Here is a 15,659-nt window from a genome sequence, read left to right as displayed (position 1 = left end):
TTAAGTATAAAAATACATGGAAAAGTGAATGAATATTGTTGTACAAGAGGTACAAAAAGGTACAGGTGCTTTGAAAGTGATGGTCAAGGATTCCATCGATATTCAAGGCATGCAGACCATGGCAGGCAGTCGAGCTTTAATGCAAAGCCAAGCCGCACCTGCCAATGCCGAAGTGGTGGAGCGTATTCTGGCTGCAGATTGTCAAATTACCGCGAAAACCAATCTGCACGAACTGGCGTTTGGCATCACAGGGATTAACCATACCTTTGGTACAGCCATAAATCCGAAATATCCTGAACTGATTCCAGGTGGTTCTTCGAGTGGCTCTGCGGCAGCGATTGCGGCTGGTCTGGCAGATTTCACTTTAGGCACCGATACCGGCGGTTCGATTCGTATGCCTGCAGCATGTTGCGGTGTGTATGGTTTAAAACCGACCTTTGGCCGTGTCAGCCGTGCAGGCGTACATCCAGCAACAAGTTCATTAGATTGTGTTGGTCCTTTTGCAAATTCAGTCGACATGATTGAAAGCGCCATGCAAATCATTGATCCCACTTTTCATCAACACACCGAATTAACTCAGGCACCGAAACTGGCGTGGCTCAATGTCGCTGCTGATTCAGTCGTGATTGAGACGATCCAGCATTATCTGACCCAAGCCAATCTGACAGCATCAGCTGTGACTTTGAAAGGCTTTGCAGCGGCCTTCGATGCGGGCATGCAGATCATTAATTATGAAAACTGGCAGGCTTACGGTGAGTTGACCCAAACAGGTTTGCTCGGTGCAGACGTCAATGGACGTTTGCTGAAAGCCGCAGACACTACTTTGGCCCAAGTCAAACAGGCGGAGCAGGTGAGAGCAGATTTTACCGCCGAGCTTGATGCTTTACTGACGCAATACGATGCCTTGATTTTACCGACTTTACCGCAGCTGCCACCTAAGCTGGCTGATGCTGAAAATACCGTGGCTTTTTTAAATCTCACCGCTTTGGTTCGACCATTTAACCTGTCTGGTCATCCTGCGATTTCAGTACCGCTGCAAACAGAACAAGGTCAGCCCGTGGGGTTGCAGATCGTGGCAAAACGCAATGCCGATGAATATTTGTGTGCGGTTGCGAAATATATCGTGAAAGCTGCGCAATAAATCACAAGGAATAAGGGAATGAATCATTTAGCGACAAAGGAATTTGTAATGGATAGCAATACAACGCAATTAGAAGCCTTATGTCAGGAAATTCGTGAACGTGCCTGTAGCGGAGAGTTTGATAATCAGGCCTATGTCAGTCAGGACATCATCGAGAAACTCAAACAGATTGGCGTTTACCGTGCTTTGGTGCCAAAACGTTTTGGCGGCAATGAATGGTCACCCAAACAGTTTTGTGAATTGATCGAACAATTGTCCAAAGCCGATGGCTCAGTCGGTTGGGTCGCAAGTTTTGGCATGAGTCCTGCCTACTTGGGCAGTTTGCCAGAAGCAACGCTTGAGCAGTTGTATAAAGATAGTCCTGATATTGTGTTTGCAGGTGGCATTTTCCCTCCACAACCCGCTGAAATTACCGATGCAGGCGTGGTGGTGAGTGGACGCTGGAAATTTTCCAGTGGCTGTATGGGTGCGGATATTGTCGGGGTCGGCATTTCTCCGCAAAAGGACAATGAAGCACAAGGTTTACCGCGTATGGCGGTGATGCCAGCCAATAAAGCACAAATCGATATGACGTGGGATACTGTCGGTTTGAAAGGCACAGGTAGCCATGATCTGGTCGTCAAAGAGGTGCTGGTGGCGAAAGAGTGGACCTTTGTCCGTGGCGAGCCTTCAAAACTGCCTGAACCATTTTTTAAATATCCCTCTTTATCTTTAGCCACTCAGGTCTTAACCGTAGTCGGGATTGGTGTGGCAGCGGCAGCGATCGAAGAATTTCAAAAACTGGCACCCGGTAAATCCTCGATTACTGGCGGTGCGGAAATTGCCAACCGTCCTGTGACCCAATATGAATTTGCCCAAGCCGAAGCTGAGTTTAAGGCTGCACGCGTCTGGTTCTATGACACCATGCAAATCGTCTGGAATGAAGTGCTGGCAGGACGTACCCCAAGCGCAGAACAGATCAGTGATATGCGTTTGTCCTGCACCCATGTGGCCCGTGTCTGTGCCCGTGTCACCCGCAAAATCCAGATGCTGGCAGGCATGACCGCGATTTATACCCATAACCCATTTAGCCGCTTTGTCAACGACACCAATGTGGTGACGCAGCATGCCTTTATGGGCGATGCCACTTTGCAAAATGCAGGTCTGGTCAGCTTCGGTATGAAGCCAGCACCCGGTTATTTATAAGCCGGATTGATTAAAGAGAGTGATGGCAAGGATGAATGACATGGATACGCAAGTGGATTTAACGGTTTTGTTACAACGGCTACAACAGCTTGAAGCCCAAAATGCGATTCGTAACTGCATCAATCGTTATATGGAAATTTGTGATGCCTTGAATGCCGATACCGACTTGAATGAATTGATGGATTTATTTGATCAGGACAGCATCTGGGAAGGCATAGGCGAAAAATATGCCCAGTCTTTTGGTCGTTACGCTTCATGGCAAGCCATTTATGACATGTTCAAAAGCTATACCCAACAGCAGTCGCATTTTGTTATGAATGCGCATTTCGTCAGCTCAGAGCAAATCTATATCGAAGCAGATCAGGCCAATGCCAGCTGGTTGATGTTGCAAACCTCAACCTTCCGTGATGGGCGTAGCCATTTAAATGCCGCCAAACTCACGGTGCAATTTAAACAGCAACGCGATGGTCGCTGGAAGATCAAACATTTTCAGACTGAAAACATTTTTAGTCGCCCCGTATCTCACTGGGACAGTACAGCCGCATTGCCAGTACCGTCGCAGCAATAACCAATGGATAGACCGAAAAGGATCGTGGATATGAACAGTAATATTATTCCAATGCAAAATATTGAGATGGATTACAGTAGCTTGGTGCAAAGTGATCGTGCGCATACCTCACTGTATAAAGACGAAAAAATCTTTGAAGATGAGATGGAAAAGATTTATTACAGCACTTGGGTCTGGGTGGCACATGCCAGCGAGATTCCTGATGCAGGCAGCTATAAAACCATCAATATTGGTAAGCAACCTGTGGTGGTGGTGCGTGATCGCAAGAAAAAAGTGCATGTTCTGCTGAACCGTTGTCGTCATCGTGCTGCAACGGTCTGTGAACATAAAAAAGGTAAAACCAACAGTTTTGTGTGTCCGTATCATGGCTGGAGCTATGCACTGGATGGTTCATTACGTGGCGTACCGTCACCTGAAAGCTATGGCGAATGTCTGGATAAATCTGAATTTCCATTGATCAGTCTGCGTGTTGAAGAATACAACGGCATGATTTTCGCCACCTTTAAACAGGATATTGAACCTTTGGAAGATTTCCTCGGCGCTGCGAAAAAATGGATCGACCTGTTTATGAAACAAGGTGCAGGTTATCCGATCAAGGTGTTGGGTGAGCATCGTTTCCGTTTCCCGGGCAACTGGAAAATCCAGTTGGAAAATACGACCGATGCTTACCACTTCCCATTGGTACACAAGTCATTCTTAAGTTCAGTCGATGAAAAAACCGAAGAACTGTTTAACTTTGAAAATCAGCCGGGCTATGTCGAAGACCTCGGCAATGGTCACAGTGTGATGGTGATGATTCCTGAACTGGTTGATCTGGATGAAGAATTGATGGAACGTCCGATTCAGGAACGTTTTGAAGACCTGGCTCAAGCCTTACGTGATGAAGGACATGAAGAACTGGAAGTACGCCGTATTGTCCGCGCGGTAGGTGGTTCCGGATTTAATTTGAACATTTTCCCGAATATTGCCTGTTCGATGGCGTTTTTCCGAGTGATGCAACCCATTTCGGTTAATGAAACTGAAATTCATCACTCTGTGATTACCATGGATGGTGGTCCACAAATTGCCAATCAGTATCGTTTACGTCTGCATGAACATTTCCAAGGGCCGTTTGGTTTTGGTACACCTGATGATTCAGAAGCATGGGAACGTGTACAACATGGTGCCAATGCCGGTAATGATTTATGGATCATGCTGAATCGCGGTCTGCCAGGTGAAGTCAAAACCGAAGATGGCTTAAAGAGTGATGTCAGTGCTGAAACAGGGATGCGTGCTGCTTATCAGCAGTGGAAAAAGTTGATGACGGCTTAAGGAGAGCGCCATGAAAATCGATTTAAATTTACTCAATGAAGTGACTGCATTTGTCTGGGCTGAAGCCGATATGCTGGACCATTCTGAACATGATACTTGGCTGGACCTCTGGAATGAAAAAGGCGTGTACATCATCCCGATTGATCCGAAACTGACCGATTATGAAAATAATCTGAACTATGCCTATGACGATCATCACATGCGTAAATTACGCGTTGCCCGTCTGGAAAATGGTGAGGCGATTTCAGCTTCACCAAAAGCCAATACGGTACGTAGTGTGTCACGTGTTCGTATTCTTAAACATGAAGATGGTGAAATAGTCTTGCGTTGCGCACAAAACTTGCGTGAGTTCCGCAAAGAAAATCTGAAACATTATACCGCTGACGTGACTTTCCATCTGGTTCGTGATGCAGAACAAGGCTTTAAGATCAACCGCAAAATTATCAATTTAGTGAACTCGACCGATAGCTTGGCGGGTATCAGTTACATTCTCTAGGAGCAAAAAATGAAACAGGTTGTTTTAGTCACAGGTGCCGCTTCTGGTTTAGGGAATGTCATTGCCGAATATTTTGCAGGGCAGGGGCATCAGGTGATCCTGTCTGCCAGTACCTTGGAGAAGGCTGAACAGGCCAAGGCACGTAGTCCGCATGAAGAGAATCTGTTCCCGCTGAAACTGGATATTTCGGTTGAGGCTGATTTTCATGCCGCCGTGCAGTGGATTCAGCAAACATTCTCAAAGCTGGATGTGTTAATCAACAATGCCACCATGACCAAGGCAACGCCTGTTTTAGACATTAGCGCGGCGGATTTTGACATGATCACGCAAGTGAATCAGCGTGGTACGTTCCAGTCGTGCCAGATCATTGGCAAATATATGGCAGCGCAAGGTTATGGCCGTATCGTCAATATGGCGTCTCTGGCCGGTCAAAATGGTGGTACCGCAACTGGTGCACATTATGCAGCCACCAAAGGTGCCATTATCACCCTGACCAAAATCTTTGCCAAAGAGTTTGCAGCCAAAGGTGTGACGGTGAATGCGATTGCGCCTGGACCGATGGAATCACCGATTGTGCATAGCGTGGTCTCTGACGAGAAAATGGAACAGTTCATCCAGAATATCCCGGTCAAAGCACTCGGCAGCATGGCGTTTATTGCCGAGACCTGTGCTTTGTTGGCCAGTCCAAGTGCTGCCTTTGTCACTGGGGCGACATGGGATATTAACGGTGGATTATTTATGCGTTAAGCCTCAGGCGAGATGCATATCAGGGAGAGAAATCATGACGAAACTGTATAACGTGGTGGTAAAAAACCGTCATGTCGAAGGTGGGAATGTTGCAGTGATGGAATTTGAATCTGCAAATTCGAGCCTATTACCCAAAATTGAAGCGGGGGCGCATATTGATGTGCATCTCCCAAATGGCATGGTGCGTCAGTACTCATTATGTCAAAACCCGAATGATGTCGGTAAGTTTAGACTTGGGATTTTACGCGATCCGGAATCACGTGGCGGTTCAGTCTCGGCCTTTGATGATTTAAAGGATGGCATGCAGATTCAGGTCAGTGAACCGAAGAACCTGTTTCCTTTAGTCAAATCTAGACATGCGGTACTGATCGGTGGAGGTATCGGAATTACTCCCCTGATTACCATGGCCTATCAGTTGGCACAGGAAGGCACTTCTTTTGAATTGCATTACTGTGGTGCAAGCCCTGAACGCTGTGCTTTTGTCGATGAAATTAAACATGGCATCTTGGCGCCTTTCACGACCTTTCATTTTAAATCCGAAGGGGCCAGTCACCGTGAGTTTTTCCAATCTGCCATTCAAGACATTGATAAAGACAGCCATATCTATACCTGTGGCCCGAATGGTTTTATGGACTGGGTCATCAATTTAGCCCTGACACAGAACTTCCCTGAGCAGCAAATCCATAAGGAATATTTTCAGGTTGAGGTTGAAACAGGCGGCGATGCCTTTGAAGTGGTGGCGCAGCAAAGTGGCAAGATCATTATGGTCAATGCAGAAGAAACCATTTTGCAGGCTTTGGCACGTGAAGGTATCGAGATTGAAATGTCATGTGAGCAAGGTGTGTGTGGCACCTGTATGTGCGATGTGATCGAAGGTGAACCTGATCATCGCGACGTGTATTTTACCGATGAAGAAAAAGCCAGTAATGAGCAGATATTGGTGTGCTGTTCACGCTCTAAGTCAGCACGATTGGTACTGGATATTTAAGCGATTTAATCCGGATAAATCGGTAGCAAATATCGGCCAGAAACAGGATAAAAGATTCAGGAGAGAATAATGAATTCACTAAAATCAATGGATGAAATCACAATAGATCCAATGCGATTCAGACGTGCTTTGGGGAATTTTGCCACAGGTGTCACTATCATGACCGCGCAAAATGATCAGGGTGAAAAGGTAGGCGTAACGGCCAATAGTTTTAATTCAGTGTCTTTAGATCCAGCGCTGATCTTGTGGAGTATTGATAAGAACTCGTCCAGCTTCCCTGTATTTGAACAGGCTTCACATTTTGCCGTGAATATTTTATCGGGCTCGCAGATCGAGTTATCCAATAAATTTTCACGCCGTAATATCGATAAATACGAAGGTACCAGTTATCAGACTGGGGCAGGTCAGGCGCCGATTCTGGATCACTGTTCTGCGGTGTTTGAATGTGAGCGTCATCAGATTATTGAAGGCGGTGATCACTGGATTATTATCGGCAAAGTGGTGCGTTTCCGTGATGAAGGGCGTAGTCCATTGGTCTATCACCAAGGTGCTTATTCGGGCGTGATTCCGCACCCGTTATTGCAGTTAAAAGACTCAGTGGAAGCTGAAGATATCGGTGAAATGCATCAGGGCCATTTATATAGTAATGTCTGCTATCTGATGAGCCGTGCGTTCAAGTTTTACCAGACCGATTATATTCCCAAGCAGTTGGTGACGGGATTCCGTACCAGTGAAGCACGTTTACTGTTGGTGCTGGGTAGCGGAACTGCGTCGAATAAGGCAGATTTGCCACGTGATATTGCCATGCCGATGCGTGAAGTGGAGCAGGCTGCATCGATTTTGCAAAAGGATGGCTTGCTGATTGAAAGCGACGGATTTTTTAAACTGACTGAAAAAGGCAAGAAAACCGCCCATTATCTGTTTGATATTGCAGATAGCCATCAAAATGAGGTGTTTGAAAAATATTCTGATGAGCAAAAAGATATTTTTATTACCATGCTCAGGGATTTTGCTGGTGTAGCATAAACAGGATGAGGCTGATAAGTTGAACTGATTTATCAGCTTTCTGATATCAACTCTCTAAGCAATCAATAAAAAGAATGTGCAAGGACGTATATTTGACAGAAAAATTTAATGCGTGAATACCGTAGCAACAAGGACGTGAGCGGATGAACCAATATGTAAGTGACACACTGTTAAACTGGACGCATCATATTAAAAATGTATGCGGCAATTTTGAAACGGATTTTGATGGTACCCGTAATTTATTCATTGGTGAGGTGCAGTGTTTTTTATTGGGTGATACCGAGATTGCTTTCATTAAAAATAACGCCAATAAAATTGTCCGAAAGGCGGATGAAATCGATCGGGTCAATAATCGCTTCTGTTTTTTGATTTTGCAGAATTCGGGCAAAATGCTGCTCGAGTATAAAAATGAAACCTTAACCCTGAATGAGGGTGATATCGTTTTACTTGATCCTGTTGAAACCATTTCCATGTTTCCCCAGGGTTTGGTGAGTCAAATTTCGGTGCATCTATCGCGGGAAAAGTTACTGAATGAGCATATTAGTTCGGAATATTTTGGCAAGCTGATTACCCAAAATATGAGCGGGTTTTTACTCAAGAATATTCTGAAAAATATGTCGCCTGAAAATATTAAGCTCTGGTATGCGAGTGAAGATGGCAATGCCTTTGAAGATGCGCTGATTGCCCTAATCAAGCCGACTATTAATTATAAAAATATGAGTCATGCCGATAATCTTTTAGAAAAAGCTGAGCGCTATATTATTGAGAATTTAGCTAAACCTGATCTTTCTCCCAAGCTCATTGCCGCACATATTGGGGTCTCGCTACGGCATCTTTATCGATTATTTGTGCAGGAAAACCTATCGATTAATAAATATATACAGCTCAAACGTTTGGAAAGAGTCAAAACAGATCTGCTGGATAAAAGGAATAAACAAAGTTCGATCACCCAACTTGCCTTGAAATGGGGCTTTTGGGATGGCGCGCATTTCTCAAAAATCTTTAAAAAAACCTATGGCATCTCTCCGAAAGAATTTAGAGAAACGATGTTGGCTTAAGCATTTTTGATGTCATTTTTAGACAAGTTCGAGGTCATTCCTGAACAAGCTAGACCGATGCAACTGTGTTGAAATTAAATCAATAAGAGAAGGTTAGAACGATCAAAGAAAACCAAAATCGTAGGTTGATCTTACCTGTTTCACACATTGGAAAGTGCATTTTAACGGTCCATAAAAGATCGTTCAGGGATAGACAGAAAAGGATGAAGATGATGCTTAAACAACAGTTATTCAAAGAGATACAAAAAATATTAGCGCTTAACCTATCCATTGCTGCAAGTTTTTGGGGACTCAATACTCAAGCGTTTGCGCATGGTGGGCATGCTGAAATGGTACCGCTTTATCAAAACATGAGTGAGCAGGGCGCCAAAGTCGTTAAAGATGATTTTACCAATAGCTATACCATCAGCAAAGGTTCCATGCAGGTCAGAGCCAAACCTAATTCGGATCAGGTCTTGGTCAACGGGAAACCATTAAAACTGAGTGTTCCGTTACTCATTAAAGATGGCAAACCTGTTATTGGGAAAGACTTTTTCAATGAAGTGTTCCAATCTGGTTTAGATCAGACTTTTAAAGTTGAAAATACCTTTCATCCACTGAATAGCCTCAATACAGATGAAATCAAAAAGACCTTTGATGTGATTAATCGCTCAAAGTATGCCTATAAAAATATGCGTTTTGCCGAGTTAAAACTGAAAGAACCTGAAAAGGCTAAAGTCTGGGATTTCTTTATCAATCATAAAGAATATAAAGATGATCGGGTGGCGTCGTTCATTTTATTGAAAGGCAATCAGGCGATTGAAGGTGAAGTGAATCTGAATACACAGCAAGTCACAAAATGGAATGTCCTTAAAGATACGCACGGCATGGTGTTACTGGATAACTTCGAGACCGTACAACATGTGATTGAAGCAAGCAAAGAATATCAGGATGCTTTACGGAAACGTGGCATCACCGATGTCAAGAAAGTGATTACCAATCCATTAACTGTTGGCTATTTTGGCGGTAAAGATGGCTTGGATAAACAGCTGAATGTTTTAAAAGTGGTGTCTTATCTGGATACGGGAGATGGTAATTATTGGGCGCACCCGATTGAAAATCTGGTCGCTGTGGTGGATCTGGATAAAGAAAAAATTATTAAAATCGAAGAAGGGGCAATGATTCCTGTGCCAATGGTAGATCGTCCTTATGCCACTAAAAATACCAGACCGCCAAAGATTAAGCCATTGAACATCAGTGAACCTGAAGGTAAGAACTTTACCATTACTGGACAAACGGTACATTGGGGGAATTGGTGTTTCCATGTCGCACTAGACTCTCGTGTGGGTCTGCAACTTTCAACTGTGACTTATAAAGATAAAGGCGTAAAACGCAAGGTAATGTATGAAGGTAATCTGGGCGGTATGGTGGTTCCTTATGGTGACCCAGATATGGGATGGTACTTTAAATCTTATCTAGACTCAGGTGAGTATGGGATGGGAACACTCACATCAGCCATTCAACTGGGGACTGATGCACCAGAAAATGCGGTGTTACTGGATGCAGTGATTGCTGACTATAAAGGCCAGCCACAAGTGATTCCCAATGCCATCGCTATTTTTGAGCGCTATGCAGGGCCTGAATATAAACACCAGGAAATTTTTGGTGATCAGGACGCCAGCGAAGCGCGCCGTGAACTCGTGGTACGCTGGATTAGTACGGTGGGTAACTACGATTATATGTTCGATTGGATCTTTGCCCAAAATGGCGTGATTGGCATTAATGCAGGTGCAACGGGTATTGAAGCGGTCAAAGGGGTTAAATCACGCACTATGCATGACAGTACCGCCAAAGAAGACACTAAATATGGCACTCTGATTGACCATAATATTGTCGGAACCACCCATCAACACATCTATAACTTCCGTTTAGATATGGACGTAGATGGGGAAAACAACAGCTTTATGCATATGGATCCTGTGGTAAAGGCCAATGATCGAGGCGGTGTGCGTACAAGTACGATGCAAATTGACAGTAAAGTGATTAGCAATGAGCAAAACGCGGCTGAAAAATTTGATCCATCTACCATTCGCTTACTCACCAATTTCAATAAGGAGAATAAATTAGGCAATCCTGTTTCTTACCAATTGATTCCGTTTGCGGGTGGCACTCACCCAGTGGCGAAGGGTGCCAATTTTGCCCCGGATGAATGGCTATTTAAACGCCTTAACTTTATGGATAAACAAATTTGGGTGACGCAGTATAAGCCTGAGGAACGTTATCCAGAAGGTAAATATTCGAATCGTTCTACTCATGACACAGGTTTAGGTCAATTCATTAGCAACAATGACAATATTGAAAACAAAGACCTTGTGGTATGGATGACAACAGGAACCACCCATGTGGCACGTGCTGAAGAATGGCCGATCATGCCAACAGAGTGGGTTTATACTTTGATCAAACCGTGGAATTTCTTTGATAGTACCCCGACGTTGAATTTGGGTGAAGAAGAGCAAAATACGCAGCACGACCATCACTAAAAGTGCAGATCAGCCAGAAAGGGTAACCTGAGGTTACCCCGAGCTGAGCGTCCAGCAGTCCGCTGACAAAAAAGGAATTTTGTATGAAAACGCTACTTTCTCAAGTTATGAGAGGGACTCTCTTTGTCTCATTTTTTTCAACTGTGCATGCAAGTGAGCTAGAAATTAAACCGACTTTTGAAGCAACTTTTGGGGCTTTTAGTAGCGCTAAAAGCTATAACGGCGAAAACCTAGAGGATGAACGAATCAATTGGCAAGAAGGTCATCTTAAATATGGTGCGAAAGGACAATACACCTTTAACAACCATCAGCTCTATGCAAGCTTGAGCGGGATCAGCTCGGCAACATTTGGGGATGGTGACGCCGGCCAAAATAGTAATGGCAAAGAACGTAAAACCGATGTGAATGAATGGATCATTGGTTTTAAAGACGGCACCCATAAAGATGAGTTAACGACCTATGATTTAAGTATCGGTCGACAAAATATCATGATTGGTGACGGGTTCTTCATTGCGGGTGATGCGTTAAACCTCGGTAAAGTACCTGCGAATGGCACACTAGATCGAGGCGGGGCATATTATCTAGCAGCCCGTCGAAGCTTTGATTTTACAAGTCTGCTTCAATATAAACCGCAACAAGATACAACGCTAAAGCTAGCTTATTTAAAGTCCGACAATAAAGCACAATTTTCCCCTGAACTGTTTGTGACTGATCTGATCTATCAGCTTAAAGATAAGGGCGTTGGGTTTACCTATTTAAATGTATTAGACCTTGAAGATGCTGAACAGGTTTCAGGGCGCGAAGATCTTAAGAATTATGCTTTACGTCTGAATTATCAACCTTTGCCAGAGTTACAGGTTAAAACTGAGTTTGTGGTGCAAGATAAAAAAGAGGGTCATGAAAATGCTGGCTATTTGGCACTGAACTATAACTTTTTATCCTCAAAATATACGCCCTCATTAGGCTACCGCTTTAGCCATTTTTCAGACCAATACGACCCGATGTTTTATGGCAATACAGTCGGCTTTGGTACATGGTTTCAGGGCGAAGTTGCCGGGAACTATGCTGGTCCATTTAATAAAAATGCAGATATTCATCAAGTTTCTTACATGATGAACTTGAAAGAAAATTTTATGCTGGGTGCTTTGGCCTATAAGTTCAAAACAGTCAATACGTCTTTAACCAATGTGGATGGACATGAGCTGGATGTCTTTTCAGTCTGGTCGGTTAATAAAAAATTCAACGTTATTCCTTTAGTGGGACTTTATAAACCAAAACACGATATCCATAGTGGTGGTACTCAAAACTACGATGACAAAACTAATGTCTATGCGCAGTTGATTCTGCAATACATCTATTAAATCAGGGCAAAGCAGAGCATTTTTATTGGCGGTGCATTGATAGAAATAAAGTGAGGGTGAAATCAGATGAATCAACAATATGACTATATCGTGATTGGTGCTGGCTCAGCAGGTTGTGTGGTCGCAGCACGGCTATTAGAAGCCAAGGCAGGGCGTGTTCTTGTATTAGAGGCAGGAAGCCGAGATAGCAGTCTATTCCATACCATCCCTGCCACAGTAGTTAAAGTATTCCAGCAAAAATCATGGCAATACATGACTGTTCCGCAGAAATATTGTAATCATCGTGAAATGATCCTTGCACAAGGAAAAGTGTTGGGAGGTGGAAGCTCGGTTAATGGCATGATCTATTGCCGAGGCCAACGTCAGGATTATGATTTATGGGCCTCGGAATGGGGATGTAATCAATGGTCTTATCAGGATGTGCTGCCTTTTTTTAAGAAAGCAGAAAAAAATGAAAGTCTTGCTGATGAATATCATGGACAAGATGGCATTTTACCTGTCAGTGAAAACCGCTATCGCCATCCTTTAACGCTTGCTTGTATTAAAGCAGGTCAACAAATGGGCATGAATTACGTCAATGATATCAATGGCTGGGATCAGGCGGGAGTCGGGTTTTATCAAACGACCACTCAAAACGGTTCTCGGGCCAGTACCTCAAAAACTTATTTAAAGTCAGTCGAAAACCACCCAGACCTTACGGTTATTACGGATGCCTTGGTACATAAAATTGAAACTCAAGGGGATCAGGTGACTGGGGTGACTTATAGTGTTGGCGGAAAATCACCGATTACGGTACAGGCTCAAAAAGAAGTCATTCTCAGTGCTGGTGCAATTGGTAGTCCTAAGGTTTTATTACTTTCGGGAATTGGTCCAAAACAGCATTTAGATGAACTTGGAATAGAATGTATCCGAGACTTACCTGTAGGTGACAATTTTCACGATCATTTGCATATGTCGGTCAATGCGACAGTAACAACCCATAATAGTCTGCTCGGTGAAGACCAAGGTTTAGCCGCAGTACGACATTTTTTACAATGGTGTTTTACGCGTTCAGGATTGTTAACCACCAACATTCTAGAAGGTGGTGGTTTTATTGACACCAATAACAATGGTCGGCCTGATGTCCAATTTCATTTTTTACCTGTACTGGATAATTTCGATAATACCCCAGGTGAAAAAGCAGTTGCTCAGGCACATGGCCTGACCATTAAAGTCGGACATGTACAGCCAAAAGCACGTGGGACTTTACGTTTAAGCAGTAAAGATCCAAAAGATTTACCTGTCATTGACCCTAATTATTTAGGTCATCAAGAAGATATTGATGCCAATATCCGTGCGGTACAGGCCGGACTTCGCTTATTACAACAACCAGCATTGAAAGCAATTGTCAAAGAAGTGATTGAGCCTGCAAATATCGATCCTGATGATATTGAAGCGATTGATCAATGGATGCGCCAGAACATTAAAACGGTCTATCACCCTGCGGGTAGCTGCAAAATGGGCAATGCTCCGCAAGATTCAGTCACAGATCAGACCCTTAAAGTACATGGTTTTCATAACTTACGTGTTGTTGACTGTTCGATTTGCCCACAAGTTCCAAGCGGTAATACCAACGCCATTGCCATCATGATTGGTGAACGCGGTGCAGACTTTATTTTGAATCAGGCCGCCTAGTTGCTGCCATAACAAAATTTTAGAAATGAAAAGAGGAAAAGAAAATGAGTGAAGTTCAGATTTTAGAAAGTGTACAGCAATTTATGGCACGTCAACATGGACATTTTATTGATGGAAAATCAGTTGCTGCCGAGCTTTTAGATAAAGTGGATATTGTGAACCCATCGACTGAACAAGTGGTTGCCCAAATTAGTATTGGTAGTCAACAAGATGTAAATAGTGCGGTAAAAAGTGCTGAACATGCTTTTCAAAATGCTTGGGCTGAAACTACGCCGTATCAGCGTGGCGTTAAACTAAATAAGTTGGCAGATTTAATTGAGCAACATGGTGAAGAACTTGCACAGCTCGAGTCGTTGTCTACTGGAAAACTTATCAATATTTCAAGAAACCTTGAAGTCGCACAATCCGTTATTTTCTTAAGATATTTTGCTGGTTGGGCAACTAAAATTAATGGTCAAACCATGCAACCCTCTATTCCTTCTATGCAGGGTGAGAAATATACGGCCTTTACTTTAAGACAACCGATTGGTGTGGTTGCAGGGATTGTGCCTTGGAATTTTTCACTGATGATTGGTGTTTGGAAAATTGGTTCAGCGTTAACAACTGGCTGTACCATTGTGCTTAAACCAAGTGAGTTTGCCAGCTTATCTTTATTACGTTTAGCTGAACTTGCGATTGAGGCAGGTATCCCAGCTGGTGTAATTAATGTAGTGACAGGTAAGGGCGGTACAGGGCAATATTTAATTGAGTCGCCACTCGTTAAGAAAGTCTCGTTTACGGGTTCAGTACCAACAGGTATTGCGATTGGTAAACTTGCGATGAGCAGTGATTTAACCCGTGTAAGTCTGGAGTTAGGCGGTAAAAATGCCATAGCCGTTTTGGCAGATGCAAATATTGATGAGATTTTACCGACTTTGTTGCAAGCAACTTTTGTACATCAAGGCCAAGTTTGTGCATCCCCAGAGCGTTTTTTTGTACACCGTACAAAACATGATGAACTTGTCGAGAAACTCTCTAAAGCACTTTCTCAGTTTAAAATTGGATCGGCGATGGATGAGGGGAGTATGTTTGGCCCACTTGCTAACCAGCCACATTTTCATAAAGTAAAACATTATTTAGATCTGGCAAAAGCCAACAACCAGATTATTGCAGGGGGTGAGGCCCTAGATCAGACCGGGTATTTTGTACAGCCGACTTTAATTTCCTTTAAAAATACCGATGATCCTTTATTTTCTGAAGAAACTTTTGGTCCAGTGGTTGGGGTAATGCCATTCGACACGGATGAAGAGCTTATTCAGTTGATGAATCAGTCGCGCTTTGGTTTAACCGCAAGTATCTGGACCAATGACTTATCTAAAGCTTTGCGGTTAATTTCTAAAATTGAAGCAGGAACCTTATGGGTCAATATGCATACGTTCTTGGATCCATCTGTTCCATTTGGCGGGGTAAAAGCTTCAGGAATTGGTCGAGAGTTTTCAGATGCATTTATTGAAGATTACACCGAACTAAAATCAGTGATGATTCGCTATTAACTGAAAACGAGGTTTGTCATTAAATAACAAACCTCGTTTTTTAAGATCAGTTG

13 protein-coding genes are annotated in these 15,659 nt (G+C 43.4%); all 13 read left to right on the top strand.

Going from position 1 to position 15,659, the window contains the following annotated elements:
- Positions 1–28: 28 nt before the first annotated feature.
- The 13 genes from JO943_RS05360 (at position 29) to JO943_RS05300 (ending at position 15,606) form a co-directional block, all read left to right on the top strand.
- A complete protein-coding gene (locus tag JO943_RS05360) occupies positions 29–1,141 on the top strand; it encodes an amidase (protein ID WP_202740180.1) in 1,113 nt (370 codons plus the stop codon).
- Between the two features lie 18 nt (positions 1,142–1,159).
- Positions 1,160–2,326 (top strand): acyl-CoA dehydrogenase family protein, encoded by a 1,167-nt coding sequence (locus JO943_RS05355; RefSeq protein WP_376746134.1) that lies wholly within the window; start codon positions 1,160–1,162, stop codon positions 2,324–2,326.
- A 40-nt stretch (positions 2,327–2,366) separates the two neighbouring features.
- The gene (locus tag JO943_RS05350) at positions 2,367–2,894 is read left to right on the top strand and encodes a nuclear transport factor 2 family protein (RefSeq protein ID WP_005229176.1); all 528 of its coding nucleotides are present in this window, start codon (positions 2,367–2,369) and stop codon (positions 2,892–2,894) included.
- 30 nt (positions 2,895–2,924) lie between these two features.
- Positions 2,925–4,205: an aromatic ring-hydroxylating oxygenase subunit alpha gene (locus tag JO943_RS05345; protein ID WP_005229177.1), complete on the top strand. Its 1,281-nt coding sequence runs from the start codon at positions 2,925–2,927 to the stop codon at positions 4,203–4,205.
- A 10-nt stretch (positions 4,206–4,215) separates the two neighbouring features.
- Entirely contained in the window at positions 4,216–4,701 is a 486-nt protein-coding gene (locus JO943_RS05340) for an aromatic-ring-hydroxylating dioxygenase subunit beta (protein WP_005229178.1), read from the top strand.
- A 9-nt stretch (positions 4,702–4,710) separates the two neighbouring features.
- The gene (locus JO943_RS05335) at positions 4,711–5,448 is read left to right on the top strand and encodes an SDR family NAD(P)-dependent oxidoreductase (RefSeq protein ID WP_005229180.1); all 738 of its coding nucleotides are present in this window, start codon (positions 4,711–4,713) and stop codon (positions 5,446–5,448) included.
- 34 nt (positions 5,449–5,482) lie between these two features.
- Positions 5,483–6,436: a PDR/VanB family oxidoreductase gene (locus tag JO943_RS05330; protein ID WP_202740178.1), complete on the top strand. Its 954-nt coding sequence runs from the start codon at positions 5,483–5,485 to the stop codon at positions 6,434–6,436.
- Between the two features lie 66 nt (positions 6,437–6,502).
- Positions 6,503–7,462 carry a p-hydroxyphenylacetate 3-hydroxylase reductase component gene (locus JO943_RS05325; protein WP_202740280.1) on the top strand — a complete coding sequence of 320 codons (960 nt, stop codon included), beginning with the start codon at positions 6,503–6,505 and terminating at the stop codon, positions 7,460–7,462.
- Positions 7,463–7,605: 143 nt separating this feature from the next.
- Positions 7,606–8,520 carry a transcriptional regulator FeaR gene (feaR, locus tag JO943_RS05320; protein ID WP_202740177.1) on the top strand — a complete coding sequence of 305 codons (915 nt, stop codon included), beginning with the start codon at positions 7,606–7,608 and terminating at the stop codon, positions 8,518–8,520.
- 203 nt (positions 8,521–8,723) lie between these two features.
- Complete coding sequence (tynA, locus tag JO943_RS05315; protein WP_202740176.1) at positions 8,724–11,039, top strand: primary-amine oxidase; 2,316 nt, start codon at positions 8,724–8,726, stop codon at positions 11,037–11,039.
- A gap of 143 nt (positions 11,040–11,182) precedes the next feature.
- On the top strand, positions 11,183–12,400 hold the full coding sequence (locus JO943_RS05310; RefSeq protein WP_202740279.1) for a hypothetical protein: 1,218 nt from the start codon (positions 11,183–11,185) through the stop codon (positions 12,398–12,400).
- A 66-nt stretch (positions 12,401–12,466) separates the two neighbouring features.
- Positions 12,467–14,074, top strand: a complete 1,608-nt coding sequence (locus tag JO943_RS05305; RefSeq protein WP_202740175.1) for a GMC family oxidoreductase — start codon at positions 12,467–12,469, stop codon at positions 14,072–14,074.
- Positions 14,075–14,118: 44 nt separating this feature from the next.
- On the top strand, positions 14,119–15,606 hold the full coding sequence (locus JO943_RS05300) for an NAD-dependent phenylacetaldehyde dehydrogenase (RefSeq protein ID WP_202740174.1): 1,488 nt from the start codon (positions 14,119–14,121) through the stop codon (positions 15,604–15,606).
- Positions 15,607–15,659: the final 53 nt, after the last annotated feature.

The sequence above is a fragment of the Acinetobacter sp. 'aerobic (ED)' genome, from assembly GCF_904886855.1.
Taxonomy (GTDB): Bacteria; Pseudomonadota; Gammaproteobacteria; order Pseudomonadales; family Moraxellaceae; genus Acinetobacter; species Acinetobacter courvalinii.
Note: the sequence above shows the minus strand (reverse complement) of the source record. Positions and strands in the feature narration are given on the sequence as shown.

Bases quoted from the DNA above. Each gene is read 5' to 3' on its own strand.
- JO943_RS05345 (WP_005229177.1), top strand. From the start codon at position 2,925: ATGAACAGTAATATTATTCCAATGCAAAATATTGAGATGGATTACAGT.
- feaR (WP_202740177.1), top strand. From the start codon at position 7,606: ATGAACCAATATGTAAGTGACACACTGTTAAACTGGACGCATCATATT.
- JO943_RS05355 (WP_376746134.1), top strand. From the start codon at position 1,160: ATGAATCATTTAGCGACAAAGGAATTTGTAATGGATAGCAATACAACG.
- JO943_RS05305 (WP_202740175.1), top strand. From the start codon at position 12,467: ATGAATCAACAATATGACTATATCGTGATTGGTGCTGGCTCAGCAGGT.
- JO943_RS05330 (WP_202740178.1), top strand. From the start codon at position 5,483: ATGACGAAACTGTATAACGTGGTGGTAAAAAACCGTCATGTCGAAGGT.
- tynA (WP_202740176.1), top strand. From the start codon at position 8,724: ATGAAGATGATGCTTAAACAACAGTTATTCAAAGAGATACAAAAAATA.
- JO943_RS05340 (WP_005229178.1), top strand. From the start codon at position 4,216: ATGAAAATCGATTTAAATTTACTCAATGAAGTGACTGCATTTGTCTGG.
- JO943_RS05300 (WP_202740174.1), top strand. From the start codon at position 14,119: ATGAGTGAAGTTCAGATTTTAGAAAGTGTACAGCAATTTATGGCACGT.
- JO943_RS05335 (WP_005229180.1), top strand. From the start codon at position 4,711: ATGAAACAGGTTGTTTTAGTCACAGGTGCCGCTTCTGGTTTAGGGAAT.
- JO943_RS05350 (WP_005229176.1), top strand. From the start codon at position 2,367: ATGGATACGCAAGTGGATTTAACGGTTTTGTTACAACGGCTACAACAG.
- JO943_RS05360 (WP_202740180.1), top strand. From the start codon at position 29: ATGAATATTGTTGTACAAGAGGTACAAAAAGGTACAGGTGCTTTGAAA.